Raw genomic sequence first — 26,160 nt, 5'->3', positions numbered from 1 at the left:
TGTAAAATTTAAAAGATGATTGAAATCAATTATATATAAAATTGGCATGCATCTTGTATTAATCCAGCAGGGCAACACTGTTTAAGACTTTTAAAAGAGGAACATCATTATGGGTATTTTTTCTCGTTTCGCCGACATCGTGAATGCCAATATCAATTCGCTGCTGGAGCGTGCGGAAGATCCACAGAAACTGGTGCGGCTGATGATTCAGGAAATGGAAGACACCTTAGTCGAAGTGCGTTCTACCTCTGCGCGGGCGCTGGCAGAGAAGAAACAGCTGTCCCGTCGTATTGAGCAGGCGGAGATTCAGCAGGCGGAGTGGCAGGAAAAAGCGGAGCTGGCGCTGCGCAAAGATAAAGACGACCTGGCCCGCGCTGCGCTGATTGAAAAACAGAAGCTGACTGATCTTATCGCCTCGCTGAAGCAGGAAGTCACTCATGTTGAAGAGACGCTGGAACGCATGAAGGGCGAAATTGGCGAGCTGGAGAAAAAGCTGAGCGAAACGCGCGCCCGTCAGCAGGCCTTAACGCTGCGTCATCAGGCGGCGTCGTCGTCACGCGATGTGCGTCGTCAGCTGGACAGCGGTAAAATTGATGAAGCGATGGCGCGTTTTGAATCCTTTGAACGCCGTATTGATCACATGGAAGCGGAAGCGGAAAGTCACGGCTTTGGTAAAACCAAAACCCTGGACCAGCAGTTTACCGATCTGAAAGCGGACGATGAGATCAGCCAGCAGCTTAATGCGCTGAAAGCCAAAATGAACCGCAGTGAGTAACCTTCGACGTTGCAAAAAGTGATTAAGGAGAGTCAATGAGCGCACTTTTTCTCGCCATACCGCTGACGATTTTCGTGCTGTTCGTGGCACCCATCTGGTTATGGCTGCATTACAGCAACAAACGCAACGGCGGTTCGGAACTGTCGCAAAGCGAACTTCAGCGCCTGCAGCGTGTGACCCAGGATGCGCAACGGATGCGCGAACGGATTGACGCGCTGGAAGCGATTCTGGACGCCGAGCATCCTAACTGGAGGCAGCCATGATGAAAGGCCGCAAGTTATGGCGTAAGCCAGACGAAGGAAAGCTGATGGGGGTCTGTGCAGGGCTGGCCGAGTATCTCGACATCCCGGTTCGCCTGCTGCGGATCATCGTGGTGTTATCCCTGTTCTTTGGTCTGTTTGTTTTTACGATTATCGCCTACTTTGTGCTGGGGTTTGTGCTGGATGAGAAGCCCGCCTCGGCCGCAGAAGGGGAACGCCCGCCCAGCGCCAGCGAACTGCTGGACCAGCTGGAAAGCGCACTGCAGCGTGATGAACGCAGCGTGCGCGATGTGGAACGCTACGTAACGTCTGAAACGTTCAGCGTACGCAGTCGCTTCCGCCAGATCTGAAACCGCCTGTACCGGGCCGTTTCAGGCCCGTTCGTTCACGCAATGGAGGTGTTATGTCTTTTTCGCGATCCACAATGTTCCGTCACCGCGCGGCACCTGCATTGAAGTCGGCGGCCAGATTCATCATTATCAATGCTGTTACCTATGGTCCGGCCGGTGTGACGGGCTGGGCGGTGAAATCGGTAGCGCGACGCCCGTTACGTCTGCTGCTGGCCGTGGCGCTGGAGCCACTGCTGAAGCGGGTGATGAATCGGGTTGCGTCGCGCTTCATCAGGGAGAAAGATGAAAAGACTGCAAACTGAACTACTGGCGTTAATGAACCGCGGCGTCGATCGCCATCTTCGTCTGGCGGTCACCGGATTAAGCCGCAGCGGTAAAACCGCCTTTATCACTTCTCTGGTTAACCAGCTGTTAACCGTTCACAGCGGCGCTCGTTTGCCGCTGTTTTCCGTTGTGCGGGATGAGCGTCTGTTAGGTGTTAAGCGCGTGCCGCAGCGCGACATGGGCACCGCACGCTTTACCTACGACGAAGGGCTGGCACAGCTCTACGGCACGCCACCCGCCTGGCCTGTGCCCACCCGTGGCGTCAGCGAAATGCGTCTGGCGCTGCGTTACCGTCCCAACGATTCCCTGCTGCGCCACCTGAAAGAGACCGCGACCCTCTATCTGGAAATTGTTGATTATCCTGGTGAGTGGCTGCTGGATCTGCCGATGCTGGCGCAGGACTACCTCGCCTGGGCCCGGCAGATGAACGGACTGTTGCAGGGCGACCGCGCGGAGTGGGCCGCGCCGTGGCGCGCCCTCTGCGAGAACCTGGACCCGCTGGCACCCGCCGATGAAACCCGGCTGGCAGAAATCGCCGCCGCCTGGACCGACTATCTGCACCGCTGTAAAGCCGAAGGCTTACACTTTATCCAGCCTGGCCGCTTTGTCCTGCCCGGTGATATGGCGGGCGCGCCTGCGCTGCAGTTCTTCCCCTGGCCAACCACCGATGAGGCCCGGCTGACGAAGCTGGCCCAGGCGGACAAGGGCAGTAACTTCGGCATGTTGCAGCAGCGGTTTAACTACTACTGTCAGCATGTCGTGAAAGGCTTCTATAAAAACCACTTTCTGCGTTTCGACCGCCAGATTGTTCTGGTTGACTGCCTGCAACCGCTGAACAGCGGGCCGCAGGCGTTTAACGACATGCGTCTGGCCCTGACGCAGCTGATGCAGAGTTTTCATTATGGCCAGCGCACGCTGTTTCGCCGGCTCTTCTCGCCGGTAATTGATAAATTGCTGTTTGCTGCAACCAAGGCCGATCACATCACCAGCGATCAGCATGGCAATATGGTTTCGCTGTTGCAGCAGCTGGTGCAGGATGCCTGGCAGAACGCGGCGTTTGAAGGGATCACGATGGAATGCATCGGACTGGCTTCGGTTCAGGCGACGCAGAGCGGGCTGGTCGATCACCGTGGCGAAAAGATCCCGGCACTGCGCGGCAACCGGCTGGATAATGGCGAGCCGCTGACCGTCTATCCTGGCGACGTTCCGCCGCGTCTGCCCGGCAATGCCTTCTGGCAGCAGCAGGGTTTTCAGTTTGAACAATTCCGCCCGCAGCAGCTCGACGTCGATCGTCCGCTGCCTCATATCCGCATGGATGCCGCGCTGGAATTTTTGTTGGGAGATAAATTGCGATGAGTGATCCGCTGAAGCCGCGTATCGATTTTGCCCGTCCGCTGGAGGAGAGCCGCGCCACGCCACTGCGCCCGGCACACGCCTTTGATGCAGAGGCCGATGCCGCCTTTCTGGCGGTACAGGATGAAGATGTTGCCGTTGAAGAGGAGGGCGCAGGCGAACGGGCAGTGGAGGCCGCGCTGAAACCGAAGCGCAGCCTGTGGCGTAAACTGGTGACTGCTGGCGCACTGCTGTTTGGCGTCAGCGTCATTGCTCAGGGCGTGCAGTGGACCCATGACGCCTGGCTGGCCCGCGACTGGTTCTCACTGGGCAGCGGTGTAGCTGGTGGCCTGATCGTCCTGGCGGGGGTGGGTGCCCTGACCACGGAGTGGCGTCGTCTCTATCAGCTGCGTCAGCGCGCTGAAGAGCGCGATGTCGGGCGTGAACTGCTGCACAGTCATGGCATCGGCAAAGGCCGGGCCTTCTGTGAAAAGCTGGCGCAGCAGGCGGAACTGGACCAGGCGCATCCGGCTTTGCAGCGCTGGCACGCGTCCCTGCATGAAACCCAGAACGACAGTGAGATAGTCCGTCTCTATGCGCAGCTGGTGCAGCCGGTGCTGGATCGCCAGGCGCGGCGTGAAATCAGTCGCCATGCAGCCGAGTCCACCCTGATGATTGCGGTCAGCCCGCTGGCGCTGGTCGATATGGCGTTTATCGCCTGGCGCAATCTGCGGCTGGTCAACCGTATCGCTGCCATCTACGGCATCGAACTGGGTTACTTCAGCCGTATCCGCCTGTTCCGTCTGGTGCTGCTTAACATGGCTTTTGCCGGGGCGTCAGAGCTGGTGCGGGAAGTGGGGATGGACTGGATGTCGCAGGATATCGCCGCCCGGCTCTCAACGCGTGCCGCGCAGGGCATTGGTGCCGGTTTACTGACCGCACGTCTGGGTGTGAAAGCGATGGAGCTTTGCCGCCCGCTGCCCTGGCTGGAGCAGGATAAGCCCCGGCTGGGCGATTTCCGGCGTGAGCTGCTGGGACAGATGAAAGAGGCGCTGCAGAATGGCAACAACAAATCCTCCTGAAGCGCATCTGCAAGCATGAAGGCGGCCTGGCCGCCTTCATGCTTATTCAATCGGCAGAGACCCCCCTCTATTATTCCTCGCAGCCTGATGAAACGGCGTAATGTCCCCTCTCATGTGAAGGACCGCACCCTGCCATTACTATTCACCCGTATCATTTTCCCGCGCAGTACAAAACGCCATCATCCACGCCAGAAGTGTCAACTTTTCCTGACAGAGTTCTTTCTGCCAGTGCGCGACTTAGCGTATCATTGCACCATCTGAACCTGATTAAGGCGAACGCAATGCGTCTGGAAGTGTTCTGTCAGGACCGTATCGGTCTGACGCGTGAACTGCTCGACCTGCTGGTGGCACGCAATATTGATTTACGCGGTATCGAAATTACGGCGATTGGGCGTATCTATCTCAACTTTGCTGCGCTGGAATTTGATGCCTTCAGCAATCTGATGGCTGAAATCCGGCGTACGCCAGGCGTGACAGATGTGCGCACTGTCACGTACATGCCTTCTGAGCGGGAACACCGTGCGCTGAGTGCGCTGCTGGTGGCGATGCCCGATCCCGTGTTCTCTGTCGATCTGAAAAGTAAGGTTGAGCTGGCCAATCCGGCGGCACAGAACCTCTTCAATCTCGATGAAGAGAAGATGCGCAATTTCAGCGCCGGTCATCTGATCACCGGCTTCAACTTCATGCGCTGGCTGGAGAGCGATCGGGTGGAAGCGCAAGCGCAGCATGTCGTTATTGAGGGCCGGGATTTTCTGATGGAAGCGCGTCCCATCTATCTGCCGGGTGAAGAGGGCCAGAGCGACCGGCCGGTCGGCGCGATGGTGATGCTGAAGTCGACCGCCCGCATGGGCCGTCAGCTACAGAATCTGGTGGTCACAGACGATTCGGAGTTTGATCACATCATTGCCGTGACGCCGAAAATGCGGCAGGTGGTGGATCAGGCCCGCAAGCTGGCGATGCTGGATGCGCCGTTGCTGATTGTGGGCGACACCGGCACCGGGAAAGACATGCTCGCGCGCGCCTGCCATCTGCGCAGCGCCCGCGGCAAGAATCCTTTCCTGGCGCTGAACTGCGCCTCACTGCCTGACGACGTTGCGGAAAGCGAGCTGTTTGGACATGCTGCTGGTGCCTATCCTAATGCGCTTGAAGGCAAGAAGGGCTTTTTCGAACAGGCGAACGGCGGCTCGGTGCTGCTGGATGAAATCGGTGAGATGTCGCCGAGAATGCAGACCAAACTGTTGCGTTTTCTCAATGACGGCACCTTCCGCCGCGTCGGTGAAGAGCATGAAGTGCATGTGAATGTGCGGGTGATCTGCGCCACGCAGAAGAACCTGATTGAGCTGGTACAGCGCGGAGAGTTCCGCGAAGATCTCTTCTACCGTCTCAACGTCCTGACGCTGCAGTTGCCGCCTCTGCGCGACCGTCCGCAGGATATTCTGCCGCTGACCGAGATGTTTGTTGCCCGCTTTGCGGATGAACAGGGGATGGCGCGTCCACGCCTCTCTCCGCAGCTCAACGCGTTTCTGACCCGCTATGCCTGGCCGGGCAACGTACGTCAGTTAAAGAATGCGCTTTACCGGGCGTTAACCCAGCTGGAGGGTTACGAACTGCGTCCTCAGGACATCGTACTGCCTGAGCAGGCGCTGGATGTGTCGCTGGGTGATGAGGCGCTGGAAGGAACGCTGGATCAAATCACCAGCCGTTTTGAGCGCTCAATCCTGACGCGGCTTTACCTCTCCTATCCCAGCACCCGAAAACTGGCAAAACGGCTCGGCGTGTCACACACGGCGATTGCCAATAAGCTGCGGGAATATGGTCTGGGGCAGAAGCGCAGCGACAGCGAATAGGCTATGCGCGAAAGGGAAAAAGCGGATAACCGGGTTATCCGCTTTTTTTATTACTTCAGCGCGGCCAGCGCTGCGTCATAATCAGGTTCGTTGGTGATTTCATCCACCAGCTGGCTGTAAAGCACTTTATCATTCTCATCCAGCACCACCACCGCACGCGCGGTCAGACCTTCCAGCGCACCATCGGCAATTTCCACGCCATAATCATACTTAAACTCTGAGCCGCGCAGCGTCGACAGGGTCACCACGTTGCTCAGGTTCTCTGCGCCACAGAAGCGCGACTGGGCAAACGGCAGGTCAGCAGAGATACATAACACCACGGTGTTATTCAGTTCGCTGGCTGCCTGATTGAATTTACGCACTGATGACGCACACACGCCGGTATCCACACTCGGGAAAATGTTCAGAATTTTGCGTTTTCCTGCATACTCAGAGAGCGCAACGTTAACCAGGTTCTTCGCCACCAGGGTGAACGCTTTGGCTTTATCGCCCGCCTGAGGGAACTGACCTGCAACCGGGACGGCATTACCCTGAAAATGAACAGTCTGAGACATAGTGATTCCTTTTGATGATAAAAAAGCGCTGATACAAAAAGGCTAAACTTAGCCGTTGTTTATGACATAAATGTTAAGGGTTTACGAGTTCAATTGTCGAAATCTCTGTGGCGGTCTGCCACTGCATCTTTCATTCTGGAGTGGAAATGAGAACGGTAAAAAGTTATCCCGAAGCCTGGCCGTTGCATACCCCGTTTGTCATTGCCCGTGGAACCCGAACCGAAGCGAAGGTGGTGGTGGTTGAGATTGAAGAGGCGGGCGTCAAGGGGGTAGGTGAGGCGACGCCTTATGCCCGCTACGGCGAAACCGAGGCCTCTGTACTGGCGCAGATCGCCTCTCTGCTGCCCGCGCTGCAGCAGGGCATGACGCGCGAGGCACTGCAGCAGGCGCTGCCCGCCGGTGCCGCGCGTAACGCTATCGACAGCGCGCTGTGGGATCTCGCCGTTCATCAGCAGAAAAGCAGCCTGTGGCAGCTGAATGGCGTGATCGCGCCCCCGGAGGTGGTGACCGCCCAGACGGTGAGCATCGACACACCGGCAGCGATGGCCAGCAGCGCGCTGGCGCTGTGGCAGCATGGTGCCAAGCTACTGAAAATTAAGCTGGATGATAATTTCATTACCGAGCGCCTGATGGCGATCCGCGCAGCGGTGCCGGAAGCCACCCTGATTGTCGATGCGAACGAATCCTGGCATGCAGAAGGGCTGGCGGCGCGCTGCCAGCTGCTGGCCGATATCGACGTGGCGATGCTGGAGCAGCCGCTGCCCGCCGGCGAAGATGCGGCGCTGGAAAACTTTATTCATCCCCTGCCGATCTGTGCCGATGAGAGCTGTCACACGCGTGACAGCCTGCCGGCGCTGCGCGGCCGTTATGAGATGGTCAATATCAAGCTGGATAAGGCTGGCGGGCTGACCGAAGCGCTGGCGCTGGCCGAAGCGGCGCAGCAGCAGGGCTTTGCGGTCATGCTTGGCTGCATGCTCTGCACTTCGCGGGCGATACGCGCCGCACTGCCTCTGGTGCCGCAGACCCGTTTTGCCGATCTTGATGGCCCGACCTGGCTGGCGGTGGATGCCGAACCACCGATTAACGTGCGGAACGGTCAGTTGCTCATTGCTGCCAGCGCAGCAGGTTAACCATCACCTCAAGGTAGACTTCCGTCGCTTCATCCACGGAGATTACCGGCAGTTCCGCGGTCACGCAGGGCAGGCTGAGATCTTTGCACCAGCTGCCGAAGGAGCCGGGAGTGTCATATCCGACGCTGGTGACGCGGGGGAGGCCGGTATGATCGGCTAGCCAGCCGCCTATCTCTGACTGATGCGGGTCATCAATGCACCCCAGCGGCTCATGCCAGGAGACGATCCAGCGAGGTTTGATCTGATGAATCAGGGCGCAGAGCGCCTGTGTTTCCGGTTCTGAGGCGGGATGATTGCCGGTTGAGAGCGCCACATCGCGCGCATCGGCGGCGCTGTTCCAGCGATAAACGGTATCGCCCGACTGCCAGTTTGCGGCCGGAAAGTTACGGTTGAGATCCACGCCACTGGCATTCGCGCGCAACCCCAGCTGACAGCCGTCTGGATTAACCGCTAACACCACATGATGCCGCCGCATGCCATCGGGCAGCGTCCGCAATGCCGCGGAGAGCGTGGCGATAGCCGCATTCTCATCCCCATGGGTGCCTGCCAGGATCAGCCCGCTCTCCGAATCGCCCAGCGGAGCCGGAAACCAGAGCAGCGGTGCGCCCAGGAGTGAGCGACCATACTGCTGATACGGAACGTCCAGCTTGCCACGCAGCGGGCGCGGATGAAGTGGCGACATAATGATTTCCTCGAAGGGTTTTATTAAAGGTAGCGGAAAAGCAGAAGGCGGAAAATAGTTATTTATCCATCAGCGATTTGCGTTAAAGTGCCCTGCACAAGCTGCATCGCGTTCGGCGTCGTGCAGCGCTTCTTTGGGGTAAAGGAGTGATTATGGTTAAAACCTTTCGCATGACGCTGGCCGCCATCAGTCTGAGCAGCCTCTTCACACCCGCCCTCGCGGCGAATCCACCCGCTGGCGCGCAGCTGGCTGAGCAGCAGCAGATCGTGCGTCATATCAAGGATGAACCCGCTTCGCTCGATCCGCTTAAAGCGGTCGGCCTGCCAGAGATTCAGGTCATTCGCGATCTCTTTGAAGGCCTCACCAATCAGGATGCGCACGGCAAAATCGTACCGGGCGTGGCCCAGAGCTGGAGCAGCAGCGACAACAAAACCTGGATCTTTACGCTGCGCAACAACGCACGCTGGTCGAATGGCGAGCCGGTAACCGCGCAGGATTTTGTTTACAGCTGGCAGCGGCTTGTCGACCCTGAAAACAGTTCACCGTCGGCCTCGTTCGCCGCCTTAAGCGGTATTGAGAACGCGGCGGCGATCGCCAAAGGTCAGATGACACCGGATAAGCTGGGTGTGGTGGCGCAGGATAACAGCCGCCTGAAGGTCACGCTGGATCGTCCGGTGCCGTGGTTCCCGGCGCTGGTGGCTAACGTGGCGCTCTTTCCGGTGCCGCAGAAGACCCTGGCGCAGCAGGGCGACAGCTGGACCGCGCCCGGTAAACTGGTCGGCAACGGGGCCTATCAGCTCAGCGAGCGCGTGGTAAACGAGAAAATTGTCCTGACGCGCAATCCGCACTACTGGGATGATGCCCATTCGGTTTTGACCCGGGTGACGTTTGTTCCGATCAATGAAGAGTCGAGTGCCACCAAGCGTTATCGCGCCAACGACATCGATATCACCGAATCATTTCCTAAAGAGATGTATGGTCTGCTGAAGAAAAGTCTGCCGGGTGAGGTCTACACGCCTGACCAGCTGGGTACCTATTACTATGCGTTTAATACGCAGAAAGGCCCGACGGCTGACGCACGGGTGCGCAAAGCGCTCTCCTGGTCTATTGATCGCCGGATTATTGCGGAAAAAGTGCTGGGAACCGGTGAAAAACCCGCATGGCACTTTACCCCGGATGTCACCGCTGGCTTCAGGCCGCTGCCTTCCTTCCTGCAGCAACATGATCAGAACAATCTCAACGCGCAGGCAAAAGCACTGCTCACCGCAGCGGGCTATGGCCCGGCTAAACCGCTCAGGCTTAAGCTGCTTTATAACACCTCGGAGAGCCATCAGAAGATTGCTATCGCGGTGGCGTCTATGTGGAAAAAGAACCTTGGCGTGGATGTCTCGCTGGAAAATCAGGAGTGGAAAACTTACATCGACAGTCGTAACAGCGGCAATTTCGATGTGATCCGGGCATCCTGGGTCGGCGATTACAATGAGCCATCCACTTTCCTGAATCTGCTGACCTCCGGCAACAGCAGCAACATTCCCCGCTTCAGCAACGCGGATTACGATGCCGTGCTGGCCAAAGCGAGTCGCGAGACCAGTGACGAGGCGCGCAACAGCGATTACAACCGCGCGGAACAGATTCTGGCGGATCAGGCACCCATCGCCCCGATCTATCAGTACACCAATGGCCGCCTGATTAAACCCTGGGTCAAAGGGTATCCCATCACTAACCCCGAAGATGTCGCCTACAGCCGCGAGCTCTGGATCGAGAAACATTAAGCCTCCGGTGGCTGTTCATCCGGCCACCGGCTGACATCTTTCTACACAGCCCGGAGATTGCAACTCATCGCCGCCACGCTAGACTGTATCGTATTGATTTTGATAGTGAGGGGACGGTGTGGACGTAATTGAAGGAAAAGCATTGCAGGTTTCAGACGCCATCATTTCCTGCCAGCTTGATGGCAAGGGCGGCATGATCCCGATCGCGGAAGATGAGGTGATTCAGTGCGAGCAGCCCTGCTGGCTGCATCTGAACTACACCCATCGTAAAAGCGCAGAGTGGCTGCAGTCGACGCCTCAAATTCCCGATGCCGTCCGTGATGCCCTGGCGGGCGACAGTATGCGTCCGCGCGTCAGCCGTCTGGGTGATGGCTTCATGATTGTGCTGCGCAGCGTTAACCACAACAGCGACGCGCGCCGTGACCAGCTGGTCGTGATGCGGGTCTTTATCAACGACAAGCTGATTGTTTCGACACGCCGGCGCAAAGTCTCTGCCGTGGATGAAGTACTGACCGACCTGCAGAACGGCAACGGCCCGATCGATTGCGGCAGCTGGCTGGTCGATGTCTGTGATGCCCTGACCGATCACACCAGCGAATTTATCGAAGAGTTGCATGACAAAATCATTGAGCTGGAGGATGCACTACTGGATCAGCGGATGCCCGCGCGGGGTGAGCTGGGTCTGCTGCGCAAACAGCTAATTGTGATGCGACGCTATATGGCTCCGCAGCGCGATGTCTATGCCCGGCTGGCGAGCGAAAAACTGGCCTGGATGGATGACAACGAGCGGCGTCGGATGCAGGAGATTGCTGACAGGCTGGGACGCGGGCTGGATGACCTGGATGCCGGCGTGGCGCGAACCGCCATTCTGGCCGACGAGGTTGCCTCTGCCATGGCCGAATCGATGAACCGGCGCACCTATACCATGTCAGTCATGGCGATGATCTTCCTGCCAGCCACCTTCCTGACCGGTCTGTTCGGCGTAAACCTCGGCGGCATTCCGGGCGGAGAATGGCGATACGGCTTTTCCATTTTCTGTCTGCTGCTGGTGGTTCTGGCTGTCGGCGTCGCCGGTTATCTGCGTAAACGGCACTGGCTGTAGCGCGACGGGGAGGGGCCATCTCAGCCCGGGCGCTGAAATTCGATGAAAGGCGGCAAAAGCTGATCGATATCAAGAACCCGATGTCGCCGTTGACGCAAACTCTCTCCCGCAGGTGAATGCAACGTCAAGCGATGGGCGTTGCGCTCCATATTGTCTTACTTCCTGATTTAGAATTAATGCATAGCACATTTAATTCGAAACATGCCGGCCAGTGCGCCGGCTTTTTTTTGCCTGGCTGGCTGGAACGCCGTTCCTTACCTAAGCTTAAAGTCCATTCGCAAGAAAAGGAGTACGGCATGAGCGCGATTTATAACAGCGAGCCGATCCCCACGGATCCGACCCCGATTCCTGACCCGATCCCCCATCCGCAACCTCAGCCCGATCCGCCGACGGATCCGGAGTTTCCGCCGATAATGGATCCACCGCCACACCGCAACATATAAAAGAAGGGCGTGCTGCCAGCAGCACGCCCTTCTGTTTTTCCGGCACTTACTTAATCTGAAGCACATCCAGACGTGCGCCTGTGACAGGGGCATCTTCATCATCGAGCCGCCAGCCTGCCGGCTGCAACGGCAGCGTTTCGCGGTCAAAGGCGATATCGCCCCCGTCCACCACCGCATCGCCATGTTTGATGCCTTTGAAGTCGAACAGATTGACATCGGCGAGATGCGACGGCACGACATTCTGCATCGCACTGAACATCGTTTCGATACGGCCCGGGTAGCGCTTATCCCAGTCACGCAGCATATCGGCTACCACCTGACGCTGCAGGTTTGGCTGAGAACCGCAGAGGTTGCAGGGGATAATCGGGAACTGACGCGCTTCCGAGAAGCGGATGATATCTTTTTCACGGCAGTAGGCCAGCGGGCGGATCACAATCTGCTTGCCATCATCGCTCATCAGCTTCGGTGGCATGCCTTTCATTTTCCCGCCATAGAACATGTTGAGGAACAGCGTCTGCAGAATGTCATCGCGGTGGTGGCCCAGGGCAATTTTCGTGCAGCCCAGCTCCGTGGCAACGCGGTACAGAATGCCACGGCGCAGGCGTGAGCAGAGAGAGCAGGTGGTTTTCCCTTCCGGAATCTTCTCTTTGACGATGGAGTAGGTATCTTCTTCGATAATCCGGTACTCCACACCCTGAGACTCCAGATAGGCCGGGAGGATATGCTCAGGGAAGCCAGGCTGCTTCTGGTCTAGGTTAACGGCAATCAGGCTGAAACTGACCGGGGCGCTTTTTTGCAGACTGCGCAGAATTTCCAGCATGGTATAGCTGTCTTTTCCGCCCGACAGGCAGACCATGATGCGGTCACCTTCTTCGATCATATTGAAATCTGCAATGGCTTCGCCGACATGACGGCGCAGGCGTTTCTGCAGTTTATTGAGGTTGTACTGTTCTTTCTTGTCAACCGTTTGATTATCTTGCATTTTTACCTATCTCTAAAACCAGAAAGCGTAGCCTGAGGGCAAATCAACGTGCGCATTCAGCCAGCCACTTCTCTGCGGTGTCACGAATATGCAGCGTATGGTACGGATTGTTGCCGCGAATGCCAGTGCCGGAGTGAAGTAATCCGCGGATTAAGACGCCAGAGTTCACCTTCCGCACGTTGCGTAAAGGCAAACGGGGAGATAAAGGGATGTTGCAGCATTTCACAGTGGCGCATGCGGCGGAGAAAAGTCAGCGTTACCTCCTCAGCTGGCGGGGACCTCTTTCCACTGACAGTCGATTTCATCACTGTGCGAGGAGCAGGAGGGGGATGAAGCCTGGTCAGTCGCGGTTCGCGCGTTATCGTTCTTTGTCGCGCAGCCTGCGATCATAAAAATGAAGGAGAGGATTAACAGATATTTCATTGATGCCACCGGTTCAGCAAATTAACCAGCATGAGCAGGTAAAGATCAATCAGACATAAACAGGCACTATTATATCGTGAGTGAAATTTGACCCATATCAAATTTAAATATTTTGCTTTTTAAATCGGGAGTTCTGCGTGAGTCAGGCTGGGATAGATTAAACGGAGTGATCTGAAAGTCGCACGCGGTTTAATCTGTGTTGAGCGGAAAAGATTATAATCAGCTTCATCGACAGGCTGGTTTAATGGCCTGAATCGAACTCTCTGTTAATTTCAGACTGCACTTTATTCTCTGGAAAATGAAATAGTAAACAATCAGTTGTTTGTTTCTTGAGAACGTGTCCACCCGGATGAAAAAGCATAACGTCGTCGGGCTGGGCTTTATCCAACGTAAAATCAACAGACAGACATCCGGGGATTCGTTTCGCACATTTCGGCAATACTGCGGAACAAAGGAACCGTTTAATATCCCTCTGTGCAATCAGGTTAAAAAAGGAGTGGTGATTAACCACGATGAGAAAGCCGGATAACGATCACAAAATAAAAAAGTCTGGTGTGAAATTTTTCATGACGCTGCTGCTTTTTTTAATCTGTTATGTCGCCGTAATGTATGGTGGCGTTCTGCTGCTGCTGAACCGGCATGGCTTACTCCATTTTCTGCTGCACTGAATTTAATTAGCCGCAGGCTTTAAAGATCCAGCGATAGGCATGGTGTAAAAAATGCCTGAGTACGCCAAGAATGTTTTCAGCGCCTTCCTCAGCCAGACATTGTCCGGTTTCAAGCGCATTATTCACTGAGTTGCGATGGTCCAGAATCATGATAATGGCCACCGCAGCCGTGAGCAGGATAACCGTCAGCAGGCTTAGCCCGCGCCAGTTGCTTTTACGTGCGGTCGCGGACAGGGCATTGTCTGCAGGGTCAGAGTCAGGGCGCATTGGTCTCCGGCTGTCATCATTTCGCTGATAAATAATACCGGATTATGTCATTAATTTCTGACCGGCTCCATGTGTCAGGTCAGGGGATGGTCATTCTGAAGGGTGAGAGTGGATCAGGCTGTTAACAACGTCGGCAGCAGGCAAGGGGAGCGCCATCGTCTGCGCCGACATTTTCTGGGGCTGGTATTCCCCGGGCTGGCGCACCGGCCCGGTGAGGCAGGGCAGATGCTCACATCATCTCCAGCGACTGCACCCCTTTAATCTCCATCACCTTATCGTAAAGATGCGCGTCATTTGACCTGCGCGACAGCGTAACCTGCACGCTGAGTTCACACAGTCCGCTTTCCTGATCGCGATTAATCACCGTCACGTTGCCGTAGCGGATGCCTTCCCGCTGCATCACCAGCAGCACCAGCGGCACACTCTTCGGCTTCAGGAATACCAGCAGGGTATGGTGTTTACCGATTAACACGTGGCTCAGACGGCGGAACACTTCCAGCACGACCAGCGCCAGTACGGTGCCATAGATGCCGATCTCATACATGCCGCTGCCGATGACAAGGCCAATCGCTGCGGTTACCCATAAACCCGCCGCCGTGGTTAAGCCTTTCACCACCTGCTTCTGGATCATGATGGTACCCGCGCCCAGGAAGCCCATGCCGCTGACCACCTGCGCCGCAATACGGCTGGGGTCCAGCGCGACATGGTCGCTGTTCAGCATATCGGCAAAGCCATATTTCGACACCAGCATGAACATCGCACTGCCGATCCCGACCAGGATGTGGGTGCGAAGTCCGGCTTCTTTGGCCCGCATCTGCCGCTCCAGGCCGATGAGGCCGCCTAGAATACCGGCCAGCGCAATGCGAATTAACATATCCATTAACATGGCTTTACTCCGAAATAAGGGGGGCCGGAAAAGGGTGACAGTTCAGTGTTACCAGGTAAACAAGATAATTCTGCTTGCAAAACACGCCGCAGAAATTTGTAAAAAGCTGTTTCACCTCTCGACCACTTGTGCTGCCTGACATATGCTGAGCCAGCCTATTATCCCAATTCCCGGAGTCCGACTGATGAAAGCAGCCACCTTTTTGCTGGCCGGTGCCGCGTTATTCCTCTCTGCCTGCAGCAGCCACAGTGATGATAACGAGCCACCGCAACAAGCCACCGCCGCCCATGTTCAGCCCCGCGTGGTGATGTCTTCTCTGGCAGAAAGCACCTGTGAAAATGCAGGCGGAACCCTGGCTTTTTCGCATCAGCTGGATGGATCCCGGGTGGGGATGTGTCAGTTAGTGAACGGGCGTCGTTGTGATGAGCAGGCGCTGATCGGCGGGCACTGCGCGCGCTGATAGACAGGCCGGATTGCTCCGGCCCGCACCCTCAGACAGAGAGTCGGTTCGGGCAGTTTTCACCGCGATCGAGCTGACTGAGATTGCTTAACGTGGTTTCAGAAATGGCGGTCAGGGCTTCGGCGGTTAAAAACGCCTGATGGCCGGTGAAGAGCACGTTATGGCACGCCGACAGACGGCGGAAGACATCGTCCTGAATCACATCATTCGACTTATCTTCAAAGAACAGGTCGCGTTCGTTCTCATAAACATCCATGCCGAGCGCGCCAATCTTCTGCTGCTTCAGCGCATCAATCGCCGCCTGTGAATCGATCAGGCCACCGCGGCTGGTATTGATAATCATGACGCCGTCACGCATCTGGCTGAACGCCTCGGCGTTGAGCAGATGGTGATTTTCCGGCGTCAGCGGGCAGTGCAGCGTAATGACGTGCGACTCCGCAAACAGCGTCTTCAGATCGACATACTCCGCGCCAAGTTCCAGCGCCTGCTCGCTTGGCCAGGGATCAAACGCCAGCAGCCGCATGCCAAAGCCCTTCAGGATGCGCATGGTCGCAATGCCGATTTTACCGGTGCCTATCACGCCCGCCGTTTTGTTATGCATGTTAAAGCCGGTCAGGCCGTCGAGTGAAAAGTTCGCGTCACGGGTGCGCTGATAAGCACGATGAATACGGCGGTTCAGCGTCATCATCAGGCCGATAGCATGCTCCGCGACCGCTTCCGGCGAATAGGCGGGCACACGCACCACCTCCAGGCCCAGCTCTTTTGCAGCGTCCAGATCGACATTATTAAAACCGGCGCAGCGCAGCGCGATATACTTCACACCCAGCGCGGCCAGCTCTTCCAGCACCGGTCGGCTGCCATCATCATTGACAAAGATGCAGACCGCATCGCAATCCACTGCCGTTTTTGCTGTGCTTTCAGTGAGTAAAAAGTCGAAGAACACCAGTTCAAAGCCGAACTGCTGATTGACCTGCTCAAGGTATTTCTGATCGTAATGCTTGGTGCTGTAAACCGCGATCTTCATCGTTGTGCTCCTGCAGAGGTGATAGACCAAGGATAACGTTTTCTGACGGACTTTGCTGAAACCGCTGAAATGCGTCCGGGGCAGACCTTCACCTCGCGCAATTTACATGCCATCATCATGGTCAGGATAGGGTGAGGAAAAGGATTATGGCTTTTATGCCACGGAGAGTCCGGCGGCGGCTGGCGGCTATTCTGGCGCTGATTCTGCTGCTGCTCGGCCTGATGTTAACAGTGACACAATGGCTGCCCCGGCTGGTCGGGATCTGGCTGCCGCAGGAGACACGCATTGAGCTGTCTGGCGCACCGCGCTGGCGGGAGGGAGGCCTGTGGTTGCCAGAAATTCGTTATCTGGCGGGCGACTGTACGCTGGCAACGGTAGAAGCCGTCTCGCTGGGCTGGCATCAGTCGCGCTGGAAACTTAACGCGGCCGCGCTGACGCTGGACAGCGCCTGCCTGCAAAAACTGCCGACGGCCGACGACAATCCCGGTTCGCCCAGAACGCTGGCCGAATGGCAGGCAATGCTGCCGGGTGCCGATGTCCATCTGGATAAGCTGACGGTGGCCCCGTGGCAGACCTACGCGGGTGCACTGGATCTCACGCTGGAAAAAGATCGCCAGCGTCTGACTTATCGGGGTGACAATCTGCAGCTGGCGGCAACGCTGACCGGTCAGCAACTGGCAGTCGACCATCTGACGCTGACCCATCCGGCACTCTCTGAACCCATCACCCTCAAGGGTCATCTTGAACTTCCCACCTTTGCCAGTGACCTGCCGGTAAATGGCGAGGTGGCCGGACAACTGGCGCTGGCTGCGCTGCCGCATCCGCTTCAGCTCAGCCTCAGCTGGCAGCAGCAGCAGGGCGTAGTTGTCGCAACGACGGCGGAACAGGATCGCCCGCTTCTGCGTCTGCCCTGGCAGATCAGTCGCGACCAGATTCAGATTGAGAAGGGGGAATATTACTGGCCGTTCACCGCCCAGCCGCTCTCCGGCTTTGTTAATCTGACGCTGGAGAACTGGCAGTCGGGGCTTGAACAGAGCCAGATCAGCGGACGCCTCAATCTGCTGACCCGCGGGCGCGGCGGCAAGGGCAACGTTGTACTGGGTCTCGGCCCCGGCCACCTCAGCCTGACAGAGAGCCATCTGCCGTTTCAGCTGACCGGCGAAAGTAAGCTGGCGGAACTGCAACTCTACGGCTCTATTCCGGGCGTGCTCAGCGGGTCACTCCTCGATCCTCAGCTGCAACTCCAGCCTAAATCGCTGCTGCGCCTGCGGGGCCGCCTGCTCTCCACACTGGAGGTGGACGAGGCGCGCTGGCCGCTGGCGGGTGTGCGCCTCTCATCGCAGGGGATTGATGGCCGTCTGCAGGCGATTCTTAACGCGCACGATGCCAGTTTTGGCCGTTTCCGGCTGCATCTCGATGGGCGTGCCAGCGACTTCTGGCCTGATAAGGGCGAATGGAACTGGCGTTACTGGGGCGGAGGCGAGATGCTGCCGCTTCAGGCACGCTGGGATGTCAAAGGCACGGGCGGCTGGCACGATACGCTGATCCATCTGGATACGCTCTCCACCGGGTTTAATCAGCTGGCCTACGGCAGTGTCAACGTCGCCAGTCCGCGTCTGACGCTCACTGAACCCGTTAACTGGCAGCGCGATGCGGCCCACCCGGCGTTTAATGGCCATTTCCGGCTGCAGGCGGGCGAGACCCGGTTCAGCTATGGCGGCAGGCTGGCTGATTCTACGCTCGATTTCGAGGCGAAAGGCCGTGACCCCGGCGACTTTATCTGGCGGGGCAGCCTGAATGCCGGCAGGATTGGCCCGCTGCGGGTCAATGGTCGCTGGGATGGCGAACGGCTGCGTGGTCAGGCCTGGTGGCCGTCACAGTCGCTCCGGGTGTTTCAGCCGTTAATCAGCCCGGACATGAAAATGCAGATTCAGGATGGTCAGCTGCAGGCGCAGTTCGCCTTTTCCGCTGCCCCCGATCAGGGTTTTCAGGCCGGTGGACACTGGTCGGTGAAGCAGGGCAGCGTCTGGACGCCGGACAGCCAGATCAATGGTATCGACTTCTCACTGCCCTTTCGCTTCAGGGCCGGGCAGTGGCAGTTTGGTCAGCATGGCCCGGTTTCCCTGCGCATTGCCGAGGTAAAAAACCAGTTTGCGATGCAGAATATCCGTGCCGATCTGCAGGGCAGCTGGCCGTGGAGCGAAGCCGCGCCGCTGAGGTTGCAGGATGTCAGTCTGGAACTCCTCGGCGGGCAGATTACGCTGCCCGCATTGCAGATGCCACAGCATGAGCCTGCGCGGGTAACGCTGCGTCAAATCAGCCTCAGCGAGCTGGTGACCGCACTGAAGCCTAAGCAGTTCGCCATGTCGGGACGGGTTAACGGTGAACTGCCGCTGTGGCTCAATAATCCCCGCTGGCTGGTCGAGAAAGGGTGGATAGCCAACAGCGGCCCTCTGACTTTCCGGCTGGACAACGATATGGCGGATGCCATTACCCGTAATAACGTCGCCACCGGCGCGGCGCTGGACTGGCTACGCTATATGGAGATCTCCCGCAGCTGGGCGACGATTAATCTGGATAACCTCGGCGACCTGAGCATGACGGCGGAGGTGCAGGGCGTCAGCCGGTTCAGCAACCGTCGTCAGACGGTGAATCTTAACTACCATCATCAGGAAAATCTGTTTCAGCTCTGGCGCAGCCTGCGCTTTGGCGATAATTTGCAATCCTGGCTGGAACAACACGCGACTTTGCCATCGAACAAGGACACTTCACCATGAGCCTGAGGGCACTACTGGTTCTGGCAGCCGGACTGCTGAGCATCGGCTGCGTGCCGCGCATTGAGGTTACGGCACCCAAAGATCCCATCACCATCAATATGAACGTAAAAATTGAGCATGAGATCCACATCAAGGTGGATAAAGACGTGGAAGCGTTACTGAAAAACCAGAGCGGTCTGTTCTGAGGAGAGCACGTATGAGACGCAAAAGCGCGGCGCTGCTACTCGCGCTGATGATGATGCAGCCTGCCTGGGCGCTGACGCTGGATCAGGCCCGGCAGTCGGGGCTGGTGGGCGAAACGCTCTCCGGCTACCTCGCGGCGCGCGCCGGAGACAGCGAAACCCAGGCACTGGTGCAGCGCATCAACGCCGGACGGCATCAGCAATATCAGCGGCTGGCAGAACAGAACAATCTCTCCACGGCGGATATCGCCAGCATTGCCGGGCAGAAACTGGTGAGCCGGGCGGCGGTGGGGGAATATGTGCGGGGCATTAACGGTCAGTGGCTGAGAAAAGAGGCTCCGGGCACGCCGTAAGCCGCAAAAAAAACCGGGCGCGTGGCCCGGTTGAGTGTGCGTCTCATCCTGAGATGAGCGCCTTTTAAGCGGTGACGATCTGTTTGATCGCGTCTTTCGCTTCAGCGGTCGCTTTGCTGGCCACTTCAGGACCGTAGGCGATACCTTCAGCAAACACGAACTCAACGTCAGTGATGCCGATGAAGCCCAGGAACAGCTTAACGTATGGCGTCAGCAGATCGGTCGGGGTATCTTTGTGAATCCCGCCACGGCTGGTGATCACAACCGCTTTTTTCCCTTTAACCAGACCTTCCGGGCCTGCTTCGGTGTAGCGGAACGTCACGCCTGCACGGGCAATCAGGTCGAAATAGTTTTTCAGCTGGGTCGGGATGTTGAAATTGTACATCGGTGCCGCAATAACCACTTCGTCATGTGCCTGCAGTTCTTCAATCAGCGCGTTGGAGAGATCCAGCGCTTCCTGCTGGCGCGGAGACAGCGGCGTGTCAGAAGGACGCATAGCACCGACCAGTTCACCATCCAGAACCGGAATCGGGTTCGCCGCCAGATCACGAACGGTCACGTCTTTACCCTGGGCTTTTGCCTGTTCAACGTAGAAGTCAGCAAGCTGGCCTGATTGTGAGTAGCCTGCGAGGATGCTTGATTTCAGAACTAAAACTTTGCTCATGGTGATTTCCTGTCTGTAACGCGGAAGGGTTTCCGCTCAATGGTTTACACTCTACGGTTATCAATGGCGCGGTGAAAGCGCAATATTTCGAGAGCTATGTTCGAATTTATTGAATAAGCGTAACCGGGGCACGTCCCCGGAACAGTTCAGAATGTGCTATTATGCGCGCAATTATTTTCACTGAATCAGCTGGTTATCCCGGCGTCCAGGGCGCTGTTTCTGCAGCGACACTGTCTGAGTAAGGTACGTCACTATTATGTCATCTCCCGATACGTCTCCACTGACCGCGCTCCGGGCCAGGCTCGACGGCTTAATGCTTCGCGATCGCCAGCGGCTGCAGCGCCGTCTGCAGGGGGCCAGAAAAGTCAAAAGCCCCGAGGCACAACAGGGCATAGCCCGCGAGCTGGAGCAGGACGTTTTCGCCGCTGAACAGCGTGTCGCCCAGCGGCGCGCGGCGACGCCAGCCATCACCTTCCCGGACAATTTGCCTGTCAGCCAGAAACAGCAGGATATCGCTGAGGCGATTCGCGATCACCAGGTCGTGATTGTGGCCGGGGAAACCGGCTCCGGTAAAACCACGCAGCTGCCGAAAATCTGTCTGGCGCTGGGGCGCGGCGTGACCGGATTGATTGGCCACACCCAGCCCCGTCGCCTGGCGGCACGCACCGTGGCCAATCGCATCGCCGATGAGCTGAATACCTCGCCCGGCGGCTGTGTCGGCTATAAAGTGCGGTTTAATGACCAGGTGAGCGAGCTGACCCAGGTCAAGCTGATGACCGATGGAATCCTGCTGGCGGAGATCCAGCAGGATCGTCTGCTGATGCAATATGACACCATCATCATCGACGAAGCGCATGAGCGCAGCCTGAATATCGACTTCCTGCTCGGTTATCTGCGTGAGCTGCTGCCGCGGCGTCCCGATCTCAAGGTGATCATCACCTCTGCGACCATCGACCCGCAGCGTTTCTCGCGGCATTTCAACAATGCGCCGGTTATCGAAGTCTCCGGCCGCACCTTCCCGGTGGAAGTGCGCTACCGGCCGGTGGTTGAAGAGGCGGAGGATGGCGACCGTGACCAGCTGCAGGCGATCTTTGATGCCGTCGATGAACTCGGACAGGAGAGCCGGGGCGATATTCTGATCTTCATGAGCGGCGAGCGCGAAATCCGCGATACCGCCGACGCGCTGAATAAACGCGACCTGCCGCACACTGAAGTGCTGCCGCTGTATGCACGACTGTCGAACGCCGAACAGAACCGGGTGTTTCAGTCACACAGTGGCCGCCGCATCGTGCTGGCCACCAACGTGGCGGAAACCTCGCTGACGGTGCCCGGCATCAAATATGTGATTGACCCCGGCACTGCGCGTATCAGCCGCTACAGCTTCCGCACCAAAGTGCAGCGTCTGCCGATTGAGCCGATTTCTCAGGCCTCGGCCAATCAGCGTAAAGGACGATGCGGACGTGTTTCCGACGGTATCTGTATCCGCCTCTACTCGGAAGAGGATTTCCTGAGTCGTCCGGCCTTTACTGACCCCGAAATTCTGCGCACCAACCTGGCGTCGGTGATCCTGCAGATGACCTCGCTGGGGCTAGGCGATATCGCGGCGTTCCCCTTTGTGGAAGCGCCCGATAAGCGCAATATTCAGGATGGTATCCGCCTGCTGGAAGAGCTGGGCGCGCTGACGCTGAATGAAGAGACGGGTCACTACACCCTCACCGGCTCCGGGCGACAGCTGGCGCAGTTGCCGGTCGATCCGCGCCTGGCGCGAATGGTGCTGGAGGCGCAGCGGCTGGGCTGTGTGCGCGAAGTGATGATCATCACTGCGGGCCTGTCGATTCAGGACCCGCGCGAGCGTCCGGCAGAGAAGAAGCAGGCCTCTGATGAAAAACACCGGCGCTTTGCTGACAAAGATTCCGATTTCCTGGCCTATGTCAATCTTTGGAACTATCTGGCGGAGCAGCAGAAAGCCCTGTCCGGCAACCTGTTCCGACGCCAGTGCAAAAGCGACTTTCTCAACTATCTGCGCGTGCGGGAGTGGCAGGATATCTACACCCAGCTGCGGCAGGTGGTGCGCGAACTGGGTATTCCGGTCAACAGCGAACCGGCCCCGTTACAGCAGGTTCACTGTGCGCTGTTGAGTGGTCTGCTGTCGCACATCGGACAGAAAGATGCCGACAAGCAGGAGTACACCGGCGCGCGCAATACCCGCTTCGCCATCTTCCCCGGCTCCGGGCTGTTTAAGAAGCCGCCGAAGTGGACCATGGTGGCAGAGCTGGTCGAAACCAGCCGCCTCTGGGGGCGGACGGCGGGACGCATTGAGCCGGAGTGGATTGAACCGCTGGCGCAGCATCTGACGAAGCGCAGCTACAGCGAACCGCACTGGGAGAAATCGCAGGGGGCGGTGATGGCAACCGAGAAGGTCACGCTCTATGGCCTGCCGATTGTTGCCGCGCGCAAGGTCAACTACGGCAGTATCGATCCCACCCTGAGCCGCGAACTCTTTATCCGCCACGCCCTCGTCGAGGGCGACTGGCAGACGCGTCACGCTTTCTTCCGCGCCAATCAGAAACTGCGCAGCGAAGTGGAAGATCTGGAGCATAAATCCCGTCGCCGCGACATTCTGGTCGATGACGAAACGCTGTTTGCTTTTTATGATCAGCGTATCGGCAAAGAGGTGGTCTCGGCCAGACATTTTGACAGCTGGTGGAAACGGGCCAGCCGCGATAACGCCGACCTGCTCAACTTCGACAGGCAGATGCTGATCAAAGAGGGCGCGGACAAGGTCAGTCAGCTCGACTATCCCAACTTCTGGCATCAGGGCAACCTGAAACTGAAGCTGAGTTACCAGTTCGAGCCAGGCGCAGATGCCGATGGCGTGACGGTCCATATACCGCTGCCGTTGCTGAATCAGGTTGAGGATAGCGGCTTTGAATGGCAGATCCCCGGCGTGCGCCGTGAGCTGATTATTGCGCTGATTAAGTCGCTGCCGAAACCGCTGCGCCGCCATCTGGTGCCTGCTCCTAACTACGCCGAGGCGTTTCTGGGAAGGGTGACGGCGATGGAGATGCCGCTGGCAGATGCGCTGGCGCGCGAGTTTCGCCGCATGACCGGCGTTACGCTGGAGCGGGAGAACTGGCAGTGGGAACAGGTGCCCGATCATCTGAAAATGACCTTCCGGGTAGTCGACGAGCACAACCGTAAACTGCTGGAAGGCAAGGACCTCACCGCGCTCAAGGCCCAGCTGAAGGACAAGGTGCAGGAGACGCTGTCGAAAGTGGCCGATGACGGGCTGGAACAGAGCGGGCTGCATCTCTGGAGCTTTGGCGAACTGCCTCGCAGCTATGAACAGAAGCGCGGCAGTTACCAGGTGAAAGCCTGGCCTGCGCTGGTGGATGAAAAAGAGAGCGTCGCGATCCGCCTGTTTGACAGTGAGCAGGAGCAGCAAAAAATGATGTGGCGTGGCCAGCGTCGTCTGCTGCTGCTGAATGTGCCGTCGCCGGTGAAGTATCTGCACGAGAAGTTACCGAACAAGGCCAAACTCGGACTCTACTTTAACCCCTATGGCAAAGTGCTGGAGCTGATCGACGACTGCATCGCCTGCGGCATCGATAAACTGATGGGGGAAGCGGGCGGCCCTGCCTGGGATCAGGCCTCGTTCGAGCAGCTGCGTGACAAAGTCCGCGGTGAGCTTAATGAGACCGTGGTGACGATAGCTAAGCAGGTAGAGCAGATTCTGACGGCGGTCTTTAACATCAATAAACGGCTGAAAGGCCGGGTGGATATGACCATGGCGCTGGCGCTGTCCGATATCAAAGCGCAGTTAAACGGACTGGTCTATCGGGGCTTTGTCACCGGCAACGGCTGGCAGCGACTGGCCGACACGCTGCGTTATCTGCAGGGTATCGAGCGGCGACTGGAGAAACTGCCTGCCGATCCGCACAGCGATCGGGCGCGGATGCTGAAAGTTCAGGCGGTGGAACAGGCGTACCAGGCGTGGCGCAACAAGCTGCCGCCGCAGCGTCAGGATGATGAAGAGGTGCTCAGCATTCGCTGGATGATTGAAGAGCTGCGCATCAGCTACTTTGCTCAGCAGCTGGGTACGCCTTATCCAATCTCAGATAAGCGTATTCTGCAGACGATGGAGCAGATAGCGGGCTGAAAGCCGGGTGCGCACGGAGCGTGCGCACCCGACAACCACTCAGGCTGCACGCAATTACTGCGCGAGGGATTCCAGCTTATCTTTAAATGAGGTGACCGCAATCGCGCGGTTGTCCGCCAGATAGCGATCCTTTGCCGCGGGAGCGGAGCTCTGCACCGCAATCAGCTGCCAGCCTTTGTCGCTGTTGAGCAGCAGCGGTGAACCGCTGTCGCCGGGCAGGGTATCGCACTGATGTGACAGCACGGCGCGCTGCGCCCAGCCGGTAATCAGACAGTTGCTGTGGGAATAGAGGGTATCCAGGTGATCGGCCGGATAGCCCGCCTGCGTCACTTTACGGCCGGTCAGCTTCAGGGCGGCCGTCAGGTCGCTGCGCGAGCCCTCAAACAGCGGGATAGGGGTAATGGCCGACGGTGGATTGCGTAATATCACAATGCCATAGTCATACGGCGCCGCACTGCTCGGCACGATCCAGCCTTCACCATCCGCCTTTAACTTGGAGGCCAGCGAGGGCTCAACCCGCGCATCAATGTCATGCAGTTCATAGCGCCAGCCTTTGTCGCTGGCCATAAAACGCAGCGCAACCGGCTTATCAAAGTTACCCGGCGGGGCGAGCAGACAGTGTCCGGCCGTCAGCGCCAGATGGGGAGAGATGAGCGTGGCTGTACAGAGGTTACCGCTTTCTGTTTCGAGCTGACCAATCGCATCCCAGGGAGCAGCGGTGATATCCGTGATTGCCTGGCGATGATCCTTGCCGAAGAACAGCATCTTAATTTCAGCCGGTGTCGGCGAATCATCGTCATCATCGGCATGAACCGTCGTGGCAAAGCTGAAAAGTCCAACCATTAACAAGGTAGCCAGGCGCATAGAAATCTCAATGGCGAGAAAATAGACGTTATTGTTATCACGTAAGAACGGTAACTATAGTCGGTGAGCGTTAAAAAAGGGAGTTTTATCGGTTAATCAGTACGCTACAGCAGTTAAATAAAGAAGCTGGCAGCAACGATGCCACACAGGATCATAACAAGCAGAATAATTTCGAAGCGATAGCGACGCACCATTTCATCCACTCCAGTAAAGAAACACCCGGCAGAACCGGGTGTTTTTAAGCATTATCGCGTGGCTGTGCGCCTGAGGGCGATCTTATTTAGCCGCTGATTTAACAACTTTCTTGTGGTGAACTTTCTTAGCTGCCTGCGCTTTCTGAGCAGGTTTTACCGCTTTCTTGTGATGAACTTTTTTCGCAGCCTGGGCTTTCTGTGCAGCGGGCTGAGTGGCTTTTTTGTGGTGAACTTTTTTAGCTGCCTGCGCTTTCTGGGCAGCAGGTTTTACCGCTTTCTTGTGGTGAACTTTTTTAGCTGCCTGCGCTTTCTGAGCAGCATCTTTTTTCACCGCTTTTTTGTGGTGAGTCTTTTTAGCAGCCTGCGCTTTCTGTGCTGCTTTATGGTGTTTCTTGTGTGCAGTTTTGTGAACGGTTTTAGCCGGTGCAGCTGCGGTGGTTGTGGTGGTCGCTGTTGCGGCTGGCGCAGCGGCTGGCGCAGCTGTGGTTTCAGCAGCGAAAGCAACAGAAGACATACCCATAGCAGCGGCGACAACCAGTGCAAATAATTTTTTCATTGCAAATCCCTCGGACTCTTTTTTCATGTGTAGCCCACTGCGGGGCCG

The 26,160-nt window shown here is 57.4% G+C and carries 27 protein-coding genes; 16 read left to right on the top strand and 11 right to left on the bottom strand.

Features of this window, described 5'->3' with window-relative positions:
- Positions 1-109: 109 nt before the first annotated feature.
- From pspA to tyrR, 7 genes are all read left to right on the top strand, one after another.
- Positions 110-775, top strand: a complete 666-nt coding sequence (gene pspA / locus AC6I7A_RS09875; RefSeq protein WP_009090020.1) for a phage shock protein PspA — start codon at positions 110-112, stop codon at positions 773-775.
- Between the two features lie 35 nt (positions 776-810).
- Entirely contained in the window at positions 811-1,038 is a 228-nt protein-coding gene (gene pspB, locus AC6I7A_RS09870; RefSeq protein ID WP_009090021.1) for an envelope stress response membrane protein PspB, read from the top strand.
- Positions 1,035-1,385 carry an envelope stress response membrane protein PspC gene (pspC, locus tag AC6I7A_RS09865; RefSeq protein ID WP_009090023.1) on the top strand — a complete coding sequence of 117 codons (351 nt, stop codon included), beginning with the start codon at positions 1,035-1,037 and terminating at the stop codon, positions 1,383-1,385. Before pspB ends, pspC begins: the two co-directional genes overlap by 4 nt.
- 53 nt (positions 1,386-1,438) lie before the next feature.
- Positions 1,439-1,687, top strand: a complete 249-nt coding sequence (pspD, locus tag AC6I7A_RS09860) for a phage shock protein PspD (protein WP_009090024.1) — start codon at positions 1,439-1,441, stop codon at positions 1,685-1,687.
- On the top strand, positions 1,668-3,065 hold the full coding sequence (locus AC6I7A_RS09855; RefSeq protein ID WP_058957871.1) for a YcjX family GTP-binding protein: 1,398 nt from the start codon (positions 1,668-1,670) through the stop codon (positions 3,063-3,065). Before pspD ends, AC6I7A_RS09855 begins: the two co-directional genes overlap by 20 nt.
- Positions 3,062-4,123 carry a TIGR01620 family protein gene (locus AC6I7A_RS09850; RefSeq protein ID WP_058957870.1) on the top strand — a complete coding sequence of 354 codons (1,062 nt, stop codon included), beginning with the start codon at positions 3,062-3,064 and terminating at the stop codon, positions 4,121-4,123. Before AC6I7A_RS09855 ends, AC6I7A_RS09850 begins: the two co-directional genes overlap by 4 nt.
- A gap of 281 nt (positions 4,124-4,404) precedes the next feature.
- Complete coding sequence (tyrR, locus tag AC6I7A_RS09845; protein ID WP_058957869.1) at positions 4,405-5,970, top strand: transcriptional regulator TyrR; 1,566 nt, start codon at positions 4,405-4,407, stop codon at positions 5,968-5,970.
- Positions 5,971-6,020: 50 nt separating this feature from the next.
- Here the strand turns inward: tyrR and tpx are convergent, their stop codons facing one another.
- Positions 6,021-6,524, bottom strand: a complete 504-nt coding sequence (gene tpx, locus AC6I7A_RS09840; protein WP_046101893.1) for a thiol peroxidase — start codon at positions 6,522-6,524, stop codon at positions 6,021-6,023.
- 146 nt (positions 6,525-6,670) lie between these two features.
- On the opposite strand from tpx, the gene ycjG reads away from it, so the two are divergent.
- Entirely contained in the window at positions 6,671-7,654 is a 984-nt protein-coding gene (ycjG, locus tag AC6I7A_RS09835; RefSeq protein ID WP_058957868.1) for an L-Ala-D/L-Glu epimerase, read from the top strand.
- On the opposite strand, the gene mpaA is transcribed toward ycjG, so the two are convergent.
- Positions 7,629-8,336, bottom strand: a complete 708-nt coding sequence (gene mpaA / locus AC6I7A_RS09830; RefSeq protein WP_058957867.1) for a murein tripeptide amidase MpaA — start codon at positions 8,334-8,336, stop codon at positions 7,629-7,631. The two genes, ycjG and mpaA, sit on opposite strands and share 26 nt — an antisense overlap.
- Before the next feature lie 152 nt (positions 8,337-8,488).
- Between mpaA and AC6I7A_RS09825 the strand changes: the two genes are divergently transcribed.
- From AC6I7A_RS09825 to ynaL, 3 genes are all read left to right on the top strand, one after another.
- Positions 8,489-10,108 carry a peptide ABC transporter substrate-binding protein gene (locus AC6I7A_RS09825; RefSeq protein ID WP_058957866.1) on the top strand — a complete coding sequence of 540 codons (1,620 nt, stop codon included), beginning with the start codon at positions 8,489-8,491 and terminating at the stop codon, positions 10,106-10,108.
- A gap of 118 nt (positions 10,109-10,226) precedes the next feature.
- On the top strand, positions 10,227-11,210 hold the full coding sequence (gene zntB, locus AC6I7A_RS09820; RefSeq protein WP_009090042.1) for a zinc transporter ZntB: 984 nt from the start codon (positions 10,227-10,229) through the stop codon (positions 11,208-11,210).
- Positions 11,211-11,326: 116 nt separating this feature from the next.
- Complete coding sequence (ynaL, locus tag AC6I7A_RS09815) at positions 11,327-11,653, top strand: proline-rich small protein YnaL (RefSeq protein WP_140925444.1); 327 nt, start codon at positions 11,327-11,329, stop codon at positions 11,651-11,653.
- 46 nt (positions 11,654-11,699) lie between these two features.
- On the opposite strand, the gene ttcA is transcribed toward ynaL, so the two are convergent.
- The 4 genes from ttcA to AC6I7A_RS09795 all read right to left on the bottom strand — a co-directional run bounded on the left by ttcA (position 11,700) and on the right by AC6I7A_RS09795 (position 14,879).
- Positions 11,700-12,635, bottom strand: a complete 936-nt coding sequence (ttcA, locus tag AC6I7A_RS09810) for a tRNA 2-thiocytidine(32) synthetase TtcA (RefSeq protein ID WP_009090046.1) — start codon at positions 12,633-12,635, stop codon at positions 11,700-11,702.
- Positions 12,636-12,899: 264 nt separating this feature from the next.
- On the bottom strand, positions 12,900-13,058 hold the full coding sequence (locus tag AC6I7A_RS09805; RefSeq protein ID WP_190311342.1) for a hypothetical protein: 159 nt from the start codon (positions 13,056-13,058) through the stop codon (positions 12,900-12,902).
- A gap of 674 nt (positions 13,059-13,732) precedes the next feature.
- Complete coding sequence (locus AC6I7A_RS09800; RefSeq protein WP_058957865.1) at positions 13,733-13,993, bottom strand: hypothetical protein; 261 nt, start codon at positions 13,991-13,993, stop codon at positions 13,733-13,735.
- A 229-nt stretch (positions 13,994-14,222) separates the two neighbouring features.
- The gene (locus AC6I7A_RS09795; RefSeq protein WP_033736241.1) at positions 14,223-14,879 is read right to left on the bottom strand and encodes an MgtC/SapB family protein; all 657 of its coding nucleotides are present in this window, start codon (positions 14,877-14,879) and stop codon (positions 14,223-14,225) included.
- A gap of 184 nt (positions 14,880-15,063) precedes the next feature.
- On the opposite strand from AC6I7A_RS09795, the gene AC6I7A_RS09790 reads away from it, so the two are divergent.
- Positions 15,064-15,339, top strand: a complete 276-nt coding sequence (locus AC6I7A_RS09790) for a putative hemolysin (protein ID WP_009090053.1) — start codon at positions 15,064-15,066, stop codon at positions 15,337-15,339.
- Between the two features lie 31 nt (positions 15,340-15,370).
- Here the strand turns inward: AC6I7A_RS09790 and AC6I7A_RS09785 are convergent, their stop codons facing one another.
- Positions 15,371-16,363 carry a 2-hydroxyacid dehydrogenase gene (locus AC6I7A_RS09785; RefSeq protein WP_009090054.1) on the bottom strand — a complete coding sequence of 331 codons (993 nt, stop codon included), beginning with the start codon at positions 16,361-16,363 and terminating at the stop codon, positions 15,371-15,373.
- Between the two features lie 146 nt (positions 16,364-16,509).
- Between AC6I7A_RS09785 and AC6I7A_RS09780 the strand changes: the two genes are divergently transcribed.
- The 3 genes from AC6I7A_RS09780 to AC6I7A_RS09770 are packed head-to-tail and all read left to right on the top strand — an operon-like array spanning position 16,510 to position 19,675.
- Positions 16,510-19,140 carry a YdbH family protein gene (locus AC6I7A_RS09780; RefSeq protein ID WP_058957864.1) on the top strand — a complete coding sequence of 877 codons (2,631 nt, stop codon included), beginning with the start codon at positions 16,510-16,512 and terminating at the stop codon, positions 19,138-19,140.
- A complete protein-coding gene (locus AC6I7A_RS09775) occupies positions 19,137-19,325 on the top strand; it encodes a YnbE family lipoprotein (RefSeq protein ID WP_009090058.1) in 189 nt (62 codons plus the stop codon). Before AC6I7A_RS09780 ends, AC6I7A_RS09775 begins: the two co-directional genes overlap by 4 nt.
- 11 nt (positions 19,326-19,336) lie before the next feature.
- Positions 19,337-19,675 (top strand): YdbL family probable chaperone protein, encoded by a 339-nt coding sequence (locus tag AC6I7A_RS09770; RefSeq protein WP_009090060.1) that lies wholly within the window; start codon positions 19,337-19,339, stop codon positions 19,673-19,675.
- A gap of 64 nt (positions 19,676-19,739) precedes the next feature.
- Here the strand turns inward: AC6I7A_RS09770 and AC6I7A_RS09765 are convergent, their stop codons facing one another.
- Positions 19,740-20,339, bottom strand: a complete 600-nt coding sequence (locus tag AC6I7A_RS09765; RefSeq protein ID WP_009090062.1) for an FMN-dependent NADH-azoreductase — start codon at positions 20,337-20,339, stop codon at positions 19,740-19,742.
- A 256-nt stretch (positions 20,340-20,595) separates the two neighbouring features.
- Between AC6I7A_RS09765 and hrpA the strand changes: the two genes are divergently transcribed.
- Complete coding sequence (hrpA, locus tag AC6I7A_RS09760) at positions 20,596-24,498, top strand: ATP-dependent RNA helicase HrpA (protein ID WP_058957863.1); 3,903 nt, start codon at positions 20,596-20,598, stop codon at positions 24,496-24,498.
- 54 nt (positions 24,499-24,552) lie between these two features.
- On the opposite strand, the gene AC6I7A_RS09755 is transcribed toward hrpA, so the two are convergent.
- The 3 genes from AC6I7A_RS09755 to asr form a co-directional block, all read right to left on the bottom strand.
- A complete protein-coding gene (locus AC6I7A_RS09755; protein ID WP_009090066.1) occupies positions 24,553-25,362 on the bottom strand; it encodes a trypsin-like serine peptidase in 810 nt (269 codons plus the stop codon).
- A gap of 113 nt (positions 25,363-25,475) precedes the next feature.
- Positions 25,476-25,556, bottom strand: a complete 81-nt coding sequence (gene ydgU, locus AC6I7A_RS09750; protein WP_009090068.1) for a small membrane protein YdgU — start codon at positions 25,554-25,556, stop codon at positions 25,476-25,478.
- 82 nt (positions 25,557-25,638) lie between these two features.
- Positions 25,639-26,112 carry an acid resistance repetitive basic protein Asr gene (gene asr / locus AC6I7A_RS09745; RefSeq protein WP_058957862.1) on the bottom strand — a complete coding sequence of 158 codons (474 nt, stop codon included), beginning with the start codon at positions 26,110-26,112 and terminating at the stop codon, positions 25,639-25,641.
- Positions 26,113-26,160 lie beyond the last annotated feature (48 nt).

Source organism: Type-F symbiont of Plautia stali, from assembly GCF_059731105.1.
The sequence above is the reverse complement of the archived record's forward strand: the minus strand, read 5'-3'. Positions and strand labels throughout refer to the sequence as shown.

Excerpts from the sequence above, each read along its gene's own strand:
- pspA (WP_009090020.1), top strand. The coding sequence starts at position 110 with ATGGGTATTTTTTCTCGTTTCGCCGACATCGTGAATGCCAATATCAAT.
- pspB (WP_009090021.1), top strand. The coding sequence starts at position 811 with ATGAGCGCACTTTTTCTCGCCATACCGCTGACGATTTTCGTGCTGTTC.
- pspC (WP_009090023.1), top strand. The coding sequence starts at position 1,035 with ATGATGAAAGGCCGCAAGTTATGGCGTAAGCCAGACGAAGGAAAGCTG.
- pspD (WP_009090024.1), top strand. The coding sequence starts at position 1,439 with ATGTCTTTTTCGCGATCCACAATGTTCCGTCACCGCGCGGCACCTGCA.
- AC6I7A_RS09855 (WP_058957871.1), top strand. The coding sequence starts at position 1,668 with ATGAAAAGACTGCAAACTGAACTACTGGCGTTAATGAACCGCGGCGTC.
- AC6I7A_RS09850 (WP_058957870.1), top strand. The coding sequence starts at position 3,062 with ATGAGTGATCCGCTGAAGCCGCGTATCGATTTTGCCCGTCCGCTGGAG.
- tyrR (WP_058957869.1), top strand. The coding sequence starts at position 4,405 with ATGCGTCTGGAAGTGTTCTGTCAGGACCGTATCGGTCTGACGCGTGAA.
- tpx (WP_046101893.1), bottom strand. The coding sequence starts at position 6,524 with ATGTCTCAGACTGTTCATTTTCAGGGTAATGCCGTCCCGGTTGCAGGT.
- ycjG (WP_058957868.1), top strand. The coding sequence starts at position 6,671 with ATGAGAACGGTAAAAAGTTATCCCGAAGCCTGGCCGTTGCATACCCCG.
- mpaA (WP_058957867.1), bottom strand. The coding sequence starts at position 8,336 with ATGTCGCCACTTCATCCGCGCCCGCTGCGTGGCAAGCTGGACGTTCCG.
- AC6I7A_RS09825 (WP_058957866.1), top strand. The coding sequence starts at position 8,489 with ATGGTTAAAACCTTTCGCATGACGCTGGCCGCCATCAGTCTGAGCAGC.
- ynaL (WP_140925444.1), top strand. The coding sequence starts at position 11,327 with ATGCAACGTCAAGCGATGGGCGTTGCGCTCCATATTGTCTTACTTCCT.
- ttcA (WP_009090046.1), bottom strand. The coding sequence starts at position 12,635 with ATGCAAGATAATCAAACGGTTGACAAGAAAGAACAGTACAACCTCAAT.
- AC6I7A_RS09805 (WP_190311342.1), bottom strand. The coding sequence starts at position 13,058 with ATGAAATATCTGTTAATCCTCTCCTTCATTTTTATGATCGCAGGCTGC.
- AC6I7A_RS09800 (WP_058957865.1), bottom strand. The coding sequence starts at position 13,993 with ATGCGCCCTGACTCTGACCCTGCAGACAATGCCCTGTCCGCGACCGCA.
- AC6I7A_RS09795 (WP_033736241.1), bottom strand. The coding sequence starts at position 14,879 with ATGTTAATGGATATGTTAATTCGCATTGCGCTGGCCGGTATTCTAGGC.
- AC6I7A_RS09790 (WP_009090053.1), top strand. The coding sequence starts at position 15,064 with ATGAAAGCAGCCACCTTTTTGCTGGCCGGTGCCGCGTTATTCCTCTCT.
- AC6I7A_RS09785 (WP_009090054.1), bottom strand. The coding sequence starts at position 16,363 with ATGAAGATCGCGGTTTACAGCACCAAGCATTACGATCAGAAATACCTT.
- AC6I7A_RS09780 (WP_058957864.1), top strand. The coding sequence starts at position 16,510 with ATGGCTTTTATGCCACGGAGAGTCCGGCGGCGGCTGGCGGCTATTCTG.
- AC6I7A_RS09775 (WP_009090058.1), top strand. The coding sequence starts at position 19,137 with ATGAGCCTGAGGGCACTACTGGTTCTGGCAGCCGGACTGCTGAGCATC.
- AC6I7A_RS09770 (WP_009090060.1), top strand. The coding sequence starts at position 19,337 with ATGAGACGCAAAAGCGCGGCGCTGCTACTCGCGCTGATGATGATGCAG.
- AC6I7A_RS09765 (WP_009090062.1), bottom strand. The coding sequence starts at position 20,339 with ATGAGCAAAGTTTTAGTTCTGAAATCAAGCATCCTCGCAGGCTACTCA.
- hrpA (WP_058957863.1), top strand. The coding sequence starts at position 20,596 with ATGTCATCTCCCGATACGTCTCCACTGACCGCGCTCCGGGCCAGGCTC.
- AC6I7A_RS09755 (WP_009090066.1), bottom strand. The coding sequence starts at position 25,362 with ATGCGCCTGGCTACCTTGTTAATGGTTGGACTTTTCAGCTTTGCCACG.
- ydgU (WP_009090068.1), bottom strand. The coding sequence starts at position 25,556 with ATGGTGCGTCGCTATCGCTTCGAAATTATTCTGCTTGTTATGATCCTG.
- asr (WP_058957862.1), bottom strand. The coding sequence starts at position 26,112 with ATGAAAAAATTATTTGCACTGGTTGTCGCCGCTGCTATGGGTATGTCT.